General features: G+C 56.8%; 5 protein-coding genes. All 5 read left to right on the forward strand.

Features of this window, described 5'->3' with window-relative positions; translation table 11 throughout:
* Window positions 1–22: 22 nt before the first annotated feature.
* Genes treS through VGK48_10580 form a run of 5 tightly spaced genes read left to right on the forward strand, consistent with a single transcriptional unit; the run spans window position 23 to window position 11,413 of the window.
* The gene (gene treS / locus VGK48_10560) at window positions 23–3,403 is read left to right on the forward strand and encodes a maltose alpha-D-glucosyltransferase (protein ID HEY2381606.1); all 3,381 of its coding nucleotides are present in this window, start codon (window positions 23–25) and stop codon (window positions 3,401–3,403) included.
* 16 nt (window positions 3,404–3,419) lie between these two features.
* The gene (gene malQ, locus VGK48_10565) at window positions 3,420–5,258 is read left to right on the forward strand and encodes a 4-alpha-glucanotransferase (GenBank protein ID HEY2381607.1); all 1,839 of its coding nucleotides are present in this window, start codon (window positions 3,420–3,422) and stop codon (window positions 5,256–5,258) included.
* On the forward strand, window positions 5,221–7,110 hold the full coding sequence (glgB, locus tag VGK48_10570) for a 1,4-alpha-glucan branching protein GlgB (protein HEY2381608.1): 1,890 nt from the start codon (window positions 5,221–5,223) through the stop codon (window positions 7,108–7,110). Before malQ ends, glgB begins: the two co-directional genes overlap by 38 nt.
* The gene (gene treZ, locus VGK48_10575) at window positions 7,110–8,954 is read left to right on the forward strand and encodes a malto-oligosyltrehalose trehalohydrolase (GenBank protein HEY2381609.1); all 1,845 of its coding nucleotides are present in this window, start codon (window positions 7,110–7,112) and stop codon (window positions 8,952–8,954) included. Before glgB ends, treZ begins: the two co-directional genes overlap by 1 nt.
* Entirely contained in the window at window positions 8,954–11,413 is a 2,460-nt protein-coding gene (locus VGK48_10580; protein HEY2381610.1) for a DUF3536 domain-containing protein, read from the forward strand. Before treZ ends, VGK48_10580 begins: the two co-directional genes overlap by 1 nt.
* The last annotated feature ends 2 nt before the right edge of the window (window positions 11,414–11,415 follow it).

The raw sequence follows: 11,415 nt of genomic DNA on the forward strand, positions 1-11,415 counted from the left end.
AGCGGCCAAGAGCCTTTCTTCTATGCCTGAACGTTCCGAAGGTTTCCTCTTAGAAGACGATCCGCTCTGGTACAAGGATGCGATCATTTACGAACTCCATGTTCGCGCATTCTTCGACAGCAATGGCGACGGGATCGGTGATTTCGCCGGATTGACCCAGAAGCTGGACTACCTCCAGGATCTCGGGATCACCGCGGTATGGCTGCTTCCGTTTTATCCGTCGCCGCTCAAAGACGACGGCTACGACATCGCGGATTACACAAACGTTCATCCTTCATACGGAACGCTGCACGATTTCAAATCGTTCCTGCGTGAGGCGCACCGGCGCGGTATCCGCGTCATTTCCGAACTCGTGCTCAACCATACCTCGGACCAGCACGCCTGGTTTCAACGGGCGCGGCGAGCGCGGCCGGGGAGTCCCGCGCGCAACTACTATGTCTGGAGCGATACCCCCAGCAGGTACAAGGATGCGCGCATCATTTTCAAAGATTTTGAAACCTCCAACTGGACCTGGGACAGCATCGCCAATCAGTATTTCTGGCATCGCTTTTACCACCATCAGCCCGATTTGAATTTCGAGAGCCCGGACGTCATCCGCAGCCTGATGAATGTCGTCAACTTCTGGATGGCGATGGGAGTGGACGGCATGCGTCTGGACGCGGTTCCGTACCTTTATGAGCGTGACGGAACAAATTGCGAGAATCTGCCGGAAACGCATGCCTTTTTAAGGCAGCTTCGCAAGCAGATCGATGGCCGCTTCCGGAATCGCATGCTGCTCGCCGAGGCGAATCAGTGGCCTGAAGACGCGGTGGCGTACTTCGGAAACGCGGACGAGTGTCACATGTGTTTTCACTTTCCCGTCATGCCGCGCATGTTCATGGCGTTGCGCATGGAAGACCGCTTTCCGATCATCGATATCCTCGCCCAGACGCCGGGGCTCGCCGAAAATTGCCAGTGGGCGCTGTTTCTACGCAATCACGATGAACTGACCCTCGAGATGGTCACCGACGAAGAGCGCGATTACATGTACCGCGCCTACGCTCACGATCCGCAGATGCGGATCAATCTCGGTATCCGCCGCCGGCTGGCGTCACTGCTCGGGAAAGACTGGAACCGGATCGAGCTCATGAATGCTCTGCTGTTCTCGCTGCCCGGAACGCCCGTCATCTATTACGGCGATGAGATCGGAATGGGGGACAATATTTATCTCGGCGACCGCAACGCCGTCCGTACGCCGATGCAGTGGAGCGCCGACCGCAACGCAGGCTTTTCGAAAACCAGTCCACACCGGCTTTATCTGCCGATCATCATCGATCCGGACTCCCACTACGAAGCGTTCAATGTGGAGGCGCAGCAGAACAATCAGTATTCGATGTTGTGGTGGACCAAACGCTTGATTGCCATGCGCAAGCGCTATAAAGCGTTCGGCCGGGGCTCGCTGGAGTTTTTGTATCCCGATAACCACCGTGTGCTTGCTTTCATCCGCCGCTATCAGGATGAGGTGATTCTCGTGATCGCCAACCTGTCGCGATTTGTGCAGTATGCGGCACTCGATCTGGCGCCCTTCAAAGGCACTTCTCCGATTGAGCTGTTCGGCCGCGCGCAATTCCCGCCGATCGGAGAATCTCCGTACGTTCTGACCCTCGGCGCGCATTCGTTTTACTGGTTCCTGCTCACACCCACCGGCAAACCGGCGGAGGGTGGTTCCGGCGCGTCAACGCTGGTACATATCACTGTTCAGGACCATTGGACGAATGTTCTGTCAGGCCGGGCGCAAGCGAGCCTGGAAGACCGGCTGATCGGATATTTACAATCGCAGCGCTGGTTCGGAGGAAAAGGCAGGCAGATCAAGGCGGCCGGCTTCATCGAAAGCGCGCCGCTGCAGTTTGATTCGGCGCAAGCTGTGATGACGCAGATCCGTGTCGAATACACCGAGGAAGACCCTGAAATCTATATCGTGCCGCTCTCCTTTGCCGACGGCGAGCGCGCGCATCAAATCTGCGAATCGTCACCGAACAAAGTGCTTGCGAAGGTGACCGTCCACACCAGAAAAGGAGACCAGGACGGGTGTCTATATGACGCGGTCCTGGACAAAGATTTCTGCAAGGCGATCGTCAAGACAATGACGCGGCGCAAACGCCTTCGCGGCAGTTCCGGAGAATTCGTCCCGACAACAACTCGAGTGTTGAAGAATGGCGAACTGGGCTCGATTACAAATCTCGAGGTTTCGTCGATGCGGGCCGAACAGACCAATTCCTCCATCGTGTATGGCGATAAATTCATCCTGAAGCTGTTCCGCCGCACCGAAGCCGGCATCAATCCGGATATCGAGATCGGATCTTTTTTGACGGAACGGGCTGGGTTTGAGCATACTCCACCAGTCGCGGGTGTCATCGAGTACCGCCCTCTTAAAGGAGACAATATTGCCGTCGGGATACTTCAGAAGTTTGTGCCGAACGAAGGTGATGCGTGGCGGCACACCCTCGATGCGCTGAGCCAGTATTTCGACCGCGCTGTGGTACGGCCGGCGGATGAACTTCAAGATCTCCAGCAGGCCATGCCGTTTGTGGCTCGGCTGCAGCAGACCGTTCTGCCGCCGTTTGCTGGCGAACTGGTCGGTCCCTATCTCGAGAACGTGAAATTACTCGGGCAACGCACCGCGGAATTGCACGTTGCCCTGGCTTCGAACGCCACGGAGCAGGATTTTGCGCCGGAGCCGTTTTCAGTGTTGTATCAGAGGGCCCTGTATCAATCGATGCGAAATCATTCCGGACAGATGTTCCAGCTGCTCAAGAGCAATCTCGGCGGCCTCCGCGGCAGCATCCTCGACGATGCGCTGAAAGTGCTCGACCTGCGGGGCGAAATACTGGTGCGGTTCCGCACCCTGTTGTCGCGGAGGATTACCGCGCAGCGCACGCGCATACACGGTGACTATCACCTGGGCCAGGTGCTGTATACCGGAAAGGATTATACGATCATCGATTTCGAGGGTGAACCCGCCCGTCCGCTTACGGAACGGCGGATCAAGAAGTCGCCGATGCGTGACGTGGCGGGCATGCTCCGGTCATTTCATTACGCGGCATACACGTCGCTCTTCGGACATCTGGGAAGCTCTGTGGTCCGCCCCGAAGACATGGCCGCGATGGAACCGTGGGCGCGTATCTGGAACGTGTGGGTTTCGGCGACATTTCTGAACTCCTATCTGGAACACGCCGCTGCCGGCGGCTTCCTGCCGGCGAATCGCGACGAACTCAACATTCTCCTGAATACTTATCTGCTTGAAAAGGCCCTCTATGAACTTGGATATGAGCTCAACAACCGTCCGGATTGGGTAAGAATACCGCTCACCGGAATCCTCCAGCTGATGCAGACTGCCGAGGAGGCTCCCGAGGCGGCCGCATGAGAGCGCCGGGCAAGATTTGAAAAATCCACAACTCCTCCAGCTCGCGCGGCTGTACGGCATTCAGACGTCCTATCTCGATATGCGGCAGCAGCGCAGAGACGCCGATCCGGAAGCACTTCTTCTCGTGCTGCGGGCGATGGGCGCCGGCGTGAATAAATTCAGCGATGTGGGGGATGCTCTTCTCCGCCGGAAGACGGAATTACAGAAGCGAACCGTCGAGCCGGTCATGGTTGCATGGAACGGAAAGCTCGGAACCCGCCGTTTCGACTTCGGCTATCACGACGTCGAAATCAAAGGACAGCGCACCTTCGTGATTTCGGCGCCGGTTCAGGCTTACTTTCCGGCGGGCAGGACCTGGGGTTTATTCGTTCCGATCTACGCGCTGCATTCGAAACGTAATCGCAACGCCGGCGACCTGACGGATTTTGAAGATCTGATGAACTGGAGTCACCGTTTGGGCGGGACAGTCGTCGGAACTTTGCCTCTGCTCGGAGCATTTCTCTCGGAACCGTTCGAGCCCAGTCCCTATTCGCCGGCGACCCGTCTGTTCTGGAACGAGTTCTATGTCGACGTTGAGCGGGTGCCCGAATTTTCAGGGCGTCATTCATCCAAGGAGCTGAAGCACAGCAAATACGTCGATTATCGCGCCGTCATGTCCGGGAAGAGGCGCGTTATCGAGCGCATGGCGAAACGATTTTTCTCGCGGGCCGAGCCTCAGCGCCGGGAGGAATTTGCCAGGTTCCTTCGTGAAAACACCGGTGTGGAAGATTACGCCAGATTCCGCGCCGTCACCGACCGCCAGCAGGAAGGTTGGCCGGCCTGGCCAGCGCCTCTTCGCGATGGAACGATTCGAAAAAACGATTACGACGAATCGACAAAGAATTACCACCTCTACGCGCAATGGATCATTCAAGAGCAGCTGAAAAATTTATCGACAGATGCTGCGGCGCGAGGACAATTACTTTACCTGGACCTCCCGCTCGGGCTTCATCCCGCCGGCTATGACATCTGGCGGAATCGCGATTTCTTTGTCGATGGCATCGCCGGTGGAGCGCCCCCGGATCCTGTATTCACCAAGGGGCAGAACTGGGGTTTTCCTCCGATGAATCCCGAGGCAATGCGCCTGAATCGATACCAATATGTGATCGCGTATCTTCGAAATCACTTCCGCTACGCAAAACTACTGCGCATCGATCACGTGATGGGGTTGCACCGCCTTTACTGGATTCCGGATGAGTTGACCGGAGACAAGGGCGTTTATGTGGAGTATCCGGCCGAGGAGCTATGGGCGATTCTCTGTCTCGAGTCTCACCGGTACCGGGCCGGGATCGTCGGTGAAAATCTCGGCACGGTTCCGCCCGCAGTGAATACAGCTATGAAGCGTCACGGTATTCGTGAGATGTATGTCGTCCAATACGAAATCATGGGCGATCCGAGGAAGCCCACCCTCAGGGAGCCGCCGGCGAAGTCGGTCGCCACTCTCAATACGCACGACATGCCGCCTTTCCGGGCTTTTCTTGATGGCACGGATATCGATGATCGGATCGATCTTGGTTTTCTCGATGAAAAGGATGCGCGTGAAGAGCGGAGACAGCGTACTCTGATGCGCCGGAAGCTTCGTTCGTTTCGTGCTGCAATCCGGTTTCTGGCCGAAAGTATGGCCAATGTCGTGCTTATTAATGCGGAAGATCTCTGGGAGGAGACGCTTCCTCAAAATGTCCCAGCAACCAGTACAGAGCGGCCCAACTGGCGCCGCCGCGTCCGGCCAAGCGTTGAGCAGATCCGAAAGATGGCCGGAATTGCCGAGGAACTCTCCAATGTCTTTGCTCAGCGATCACGATCTTTACCTGTTTAACGAAGGCAGCCACGTGAAGTTGTACGAGCGGCTCGGCTCGCACACCCGAACTGTCGACGGGGTGGAAGGAACGAATTTCGCCGTATGGGCTCCCGACGCGGAAAAAGTCTCCGTTATGGGCGGCTTCAACGGCTGGAACAACACCAGCCATTACCTTCATCCCCGGGGCTCCTCCGGTATCTGGGAGGGTTTTATCCCGGATGTCCGTCAGGGTGAATCCTACAAATATCATGTGGTATCGCGGTACCACGAGTACCGGATCGACAAGGCCGACCCGTTTGCGTTTCACAATGAGGTGGCGCCGCGGACCGCATCGATTGTCTGGGACCTCGATTACGAATGGCGCGACCGCGAGTGGATGGCCTCGCGCGCCGGCCGCAATACGTTGAGCGCTCCGGTTTCCATTTATGAAGTGCATCTCGGATCGTGGCGCCGGGTTCCGGAGGAAAACAATCGCTTCCTCACCTATCGCGAGCTGGCGCCGAAACTCGCCGAGTACGTCGAACAGATGGGATTCACTCACGTTGAGTTTCTGCCGCTGACGGAGCATCCCTTTTACGGATCCTGGGGCTACCAGACCACCGGTTATTTTGCGGCGACGAGCAGGTACGGTACGCCGCAGGATCTGATGTATCTCATCGACTACCTGCATCAGCATCGAATTGCCGTCATTCTGGACTGGGTGCCGTCGCACTTCCCTACGGATGATTGGGCTCTCGGATATTTCGACGGGACCCATCTTTATGAACATTCGGATCCGCGCCTGGGCATTCATAAAGACTGGGACAGTTACATCTTCAACTACGGCCGGCACGAAGTGCGCAGCTTCCTGCTCAGCAGCGCGATGTTCTGGCTGGACCAGTTTCACATCGACGGCCTGCGGGTGGACGCCGTCGCCTCCATGTTGTATCTCGATTATTCGAGGCAGGAGGGCGAATGGATTCCGAATATGTTCGGCGGCCGCGAGAACCTCGAAGCGATCGAGTTTCTTCGTCGTTTCAATGCCGACATCTATCAGAACCATTCCGATGTCCAGACGATCGCGGAAGAGTCGACGGCGTGGCCGATGGTCTCGCGTCCTACATATGTCGGAGGACTTGGTTTCGGCCTCAAGTGGGATATGGGCTGGATGCACGACACGCTGAAATACTTCGGCCATGATCCCATCTACCGCAAATTCCATCACAATGAACTGACCTTCCGGATGATCTATGCGTGGCACGAAAACTTCGTCCTGCCCCTGTCTCACGACGAGGTGGTTCACGGCAAGGGTTCGATGCTGGGAAAGATGCCCGGGGATCTGTGGCAGAAGTTTGCCAACTTACGGCTCCTGTACGCCTATATGTACGCTCAACCCGCCAAGAAACTGCTGTTTATGGGCGGCGAGTTCGGCCAATGGGCGGAATGGTCGCACGACAGCAGTCTGGAATGGCACCTGCTCCAATATGATTCGCACCGCCAGCTGCAGCAGTGGGTGGCGGATTTGAATCGTGCGTACCGGGCAGAGCGGGCTCTGCACGAACTGGACTGCGACGCTTCAGGCTTTGAATGGATCGACGGCAGCGACTCGCAGCAGAGCATGTTGAGCTTTATGCGCAAGTCCCGGGGCGGCGATGAAATTGTCGTGGCGGTTTTCAACTTCACTCCCCTCCCGCGCCACAACTACCGGGTCGGCGTTCCACGGAGCGGCTACTGGCAGGAGATTCTGAACAGTGATTCGCAGGCCTACGGCGGCGCGGACTTCGGCAACCTGGGCGGGTGTGAAGCTCAGGAAGTTGTCTCTCACGGCCGGCCGTATTCGCTGAATTTGATCATACCGCCGCTTGGCGCGGTCTTTTTGAAGAGTGGATAATGTTTCAAAGCCTGGGTGCAGTTCTGTTGGAGGGCGGCAGGTGCCGGTTCCGGGTATGGGCGCCTCTGAGCGAAAGGGTTCAAGTGCAGATTACTGCTCCCAGAGAGTCAGTAGTTTGCCTGCAGCCCAGGCCTCTCGGGTATCACACTTCCGTTGTTGAAGGTGTTTTACCGGGGACCCGCTATCGATACCGGCTGTCCAACGGCAGGGAGCTTCCGGATCCGGCTTCACGCTATCAGCCGGAAGGTGTGCATGGACCTTCGGAAGTCGTCGATCCCCACTTCGAGTGGCACGACGATAAATGGTTCGGCATTCCGATCGAGAACTACATCATCTATGAACTGCACGTAGGCACATTTACACCTGAAGGCACGTTCGAGGCGGTGATTTCGCATCTGGATGAGCTGGCGGCAACCGGGTTCACTGCCATCGAATTGATGCCCGTTGCTCAGTTCCCGGGAGCCCGAAACTGGGGTTATGACGGAGTATATCCGTTCGCCGTACAAGATTCGTACGGCGGTCCTGCGGGGCTCAAGAAGCTTGTCGATGCCTGTCATGTTCGGGGTATCGCAGCAATTCTCGACGTCGTTTATAACCACCTGGGTCCGGAAGGCAATTATCTTCCGCAGTTCGCTCCATACTTCACAGACCGCTATAAGACACCGTGGGGATCCGCGCTCAACTTCGATGACGCTCACAGTGATGAGGTCCGGAACTTCTTCATCTCGAACGCCGTCGAGTGGATCCGGGACTATCACTTCGATGCGCTCCGCCTCGATGCCGTCCATGCCATCCTCGATCATTCCGCCCTCAACTTTCTCGAGGAACTCGCCGATGCCGTCCACGGACTGGGTACTTTACTCAATCGCCGTGTGTACGCGATCGCGGAGAGCGCGCTGAATGACACCAGGGTGACCCGGCCTGCAGAGCTTGGCGGTTATGGTCTCGACGCGCAATGGAACGACGATTTTCACCATTCATTGCACACCCTGCTGACCCGCGAGCGCGAAGGTTATTACATCGACTTCGGCGACTTTCAGCACATGGCGCAGGCTTTCTCCGAAGGCTTCGTCTACTCCGGACGCTATTCCGTGACGCGCGGCCGGCGGCACGGCAATTCCTCGAGAGGCGTGCCCTCGGTCAAGTTTGTCGTGTTCGCGCAGAACCACGACCAGATCGGAAACCGGATGATGGGCGAACGCCTGGGGCAGCTCGTTTCTTTCGAGGCTTGCAAGCTGGCTTCGAGCATTGTGCTGCTTTCGCCGTTTGTGCCGCTGATGTTCATGGGCGATGAGTACGGCGAAATCGCGCCTTTCCAGTATTTTGTCAGCCACTCCGATCCGCAGCTCATCGATGCCGTGCGCCGCGGCCGCAAAGGGGAATTTTCATCGTTCCAGTGGAAAGGCGAGCCGCCCGATCCGCAGGATGAAAATACCTTCAAACGATCGCGACTTGATCATCTGCTGAAGACCGGCGGAGAGCGTCACCGGGCCCTGCTTGAATTTCACAAGGAACTCATCCGGCTGCGCAAATCCTTGCCCGCCCTGTATAGCCTCAGCAAAGACAAGATGGACGTCATCAGTCTGGAGCGGGAGCGCGTACTGGCTGTGCGGCGCTGGAATGGCAGCAGCGAAACACTGGCGATTTTCAATTTCAATGATCATGAGACCCGGCCGTTTCAAAACATCCCCTATGGGATCTGGCGCAAACGGCTCGATTCCTCCGATTCGCGCTGGCTGGGGAATGGTGCAACCGTACCCGGCCGTTTCAGTACGAAAAACATACACGAAGTCATGCTTCAGCCGCAGACCGCGGTCTTATTCGAGAAGGAGATCGACGACTGATGGAACGGTATATCTGTATTCATGGACATTTTTATCAACCGCCGCGGGAAAACGCATGGCTCGAGTTCGTCGAGCTGCAGGACTCCGCCTATCCATACCATGACTGGAACGAGCGCATCAGCGCCGAGTGCTATGCGCCGAACGGGATGTCGCGCATTATCGACGGTGACCAGAACATCCTGAAGATCACGAACAACTATGCGCATATCAGTTTCAACTTCGGTCCGACGCTTCTCGCCTGGATGGCTGAAAAAGCGGCGCGGGCGTACCAGGCCATTCTTGAGGCCGACAAGGACAGCCAGGAGCGCTTCTCCGGACATGGGAGCGCGATAGCGCAGGGCTACAACCACGCAATCTTGCCGCTGTGTAACGCGCGGGATAAATACACACAGGTCATCTGGGGTATTCGCGACTTCGAGTACCGCTTCGGCCGTAAACCGGAAGGGATGTGGCTGCCCGAGACGGCGGTCGACCTGGAGACGCTCGAAATCCTTGCGGGCCAGGGAATCCGATATACGATTTTGTCGCCCTACCAGGCTAAACGAACCCGTAAAATTCGCGGCCGCGCATGGCGTGACGCGAGCGGCGGGAAAGTCGATCCATCGATGCCTTACGAGGTGCGCCTGCCTTCGGGGAAAACCATTGCGGTGTTCTTTTACGACGGTCCGATCTCTCAGGGGATTGCTTTCGAACATCTGCTCAATAAGGGTGAAAGCTTTGCGGCGCGCCTGCAGTCGGCGTTTTCGGATTCCCGGCCCTGGCCGCAGATTGTTCACATCGCGACCGACGGCGAAACTTACGGGCATCATCACCGGCAGGGAGATATGGCGCTTGCCTATGCACTGGACCAGATCGAATCGAATAACCTGGCCAGGTTGACGAACTACGGAGAATATCTTTCGCTGCATCCGCCGGCCTACGAAGCGGAAATCTGGGAGCGCAGCGCCTGGAGTTGCTCGCACGGCGTGGAACGCTGGAACAGCAACTGCGGATGCAACTCCGGCGGCCATTCCAATTGGAATCAGGAATGGCGCGGCCCGCTGAGGCAGGCACTCGACTGGCTGAGAGATACGATCGCAGTGCCATTTGAAACCAAGGGGCGCGAAATATTTCGTGACCCCTGGGAGGCGCGCAACGATTACATCCAGGTTGTGCTCAACCGGAACGACGAAAATGTTAATTCGTTCTTCGGCCGGCAGGCGACACATGTTCTTTCTCAAGCCGAAAAGATTACCGCCTTGAAACTGATGGAAATGCAGCGCCACGCGATGCTCATGTACACGAGTTGCGGCTGGTTCTTCGATGAGCTCTCCGGTATCGAGACGACCCAGGTCATTCAGTACGCCGCTCGCACGCTTCAACTTTTTGAGGAGGTGTTCGGCGAACCAATCGAGCCTGCATTTCTGGATAAGCTCGAGGCTGCGAAAAGCAATATCCCCGAGAACAAGGACGGCCGCGTTATCTATAACAAGTTTGTCCGGCCGGCGATGGTCGATCGCAAGAAGGTGGCAATTCACTACGGTTTGACGGGCTTGTTCGAGCCTTATCCGGAAGAGTCCAAAGTCTACTGCTTCAAAGTGCAGCTCGAAGATTCACAGCGCATCGAATCGGGCCGCTCCAAACTCGTTCTCGGCAAGATCCGGGTTTCGTCGGAAATCACGCAGGAGTCCGACTTGCTGAGTTTCGGAGCTTTGCATATCGGGGATCATTTGATGAACTGCGGTGTCGCGGAATTTTCAGAAGATGACTATGCAGCATTGAAACAGGAAACGGCCGACCCGTTCAATCGCGCCGACTTCCCGGAAATCATCCGCATTCTCGACCGGCACTTCGGCGAATCGACGGACTCCTTGCGATCGATCTTCCACGACGATCAACGACAGATCGTGAACATGATTCTCAAGGCCACTCTCTCGGAGGCCGAAGCGGGCTACCGCCATATTTACGAAACGCACGCACCGATGATGCGGTTTGTGGCCGATTTGCGTATACCGTTGCCCGCAGCGTTTTCGATGGCTGCGGAATTTGCCCTCAACAGCAGTTTGCGGCAGGCGTTTCAGGGGTTGGAAACCGTCGATCTCAATCGAATCACCAGCTTGCTCGATGAGGCCCGTAATCAAAGCGTCACCCTGGACGGTACGACTTTAGGTTTCGCGCTCCGGCGGTCGATCAAGCGATTGTCTGAACAACTTGTCGAAGACAATTCGAACCTCGATTTGATCAAGCGGCTCGAAGCTGCGGCAGGCCTTGCCCTGAATCTGCCTTTCGAAGTGAACATCTGGCGCGCTCAAAACAACTACTACCAGATCCTGCAGAAGATGTTTCCGCATAAGGTCCAACAGGCACAGGAAGGTGACGCCGCGGCGCGCGAATGGGTCGAGCATTTCGCGGCGCTCGGTGCGAATCTTTTAGTCAAGGTGGATGTGCCGGCCATGCCCGAACTGCAGATAGCGTCGTGACG

The sequence above is a fragment of the Terriglobia bacterium genome, from assembly GCA_036496425.1.
In the GTDB taxonomy this organism is placed as follows: Bacteria; Acidobacteriota; Terriglobia; order 20CM-2-55-15; family 20CM-2-55-15; genus 20CM-2-55-15.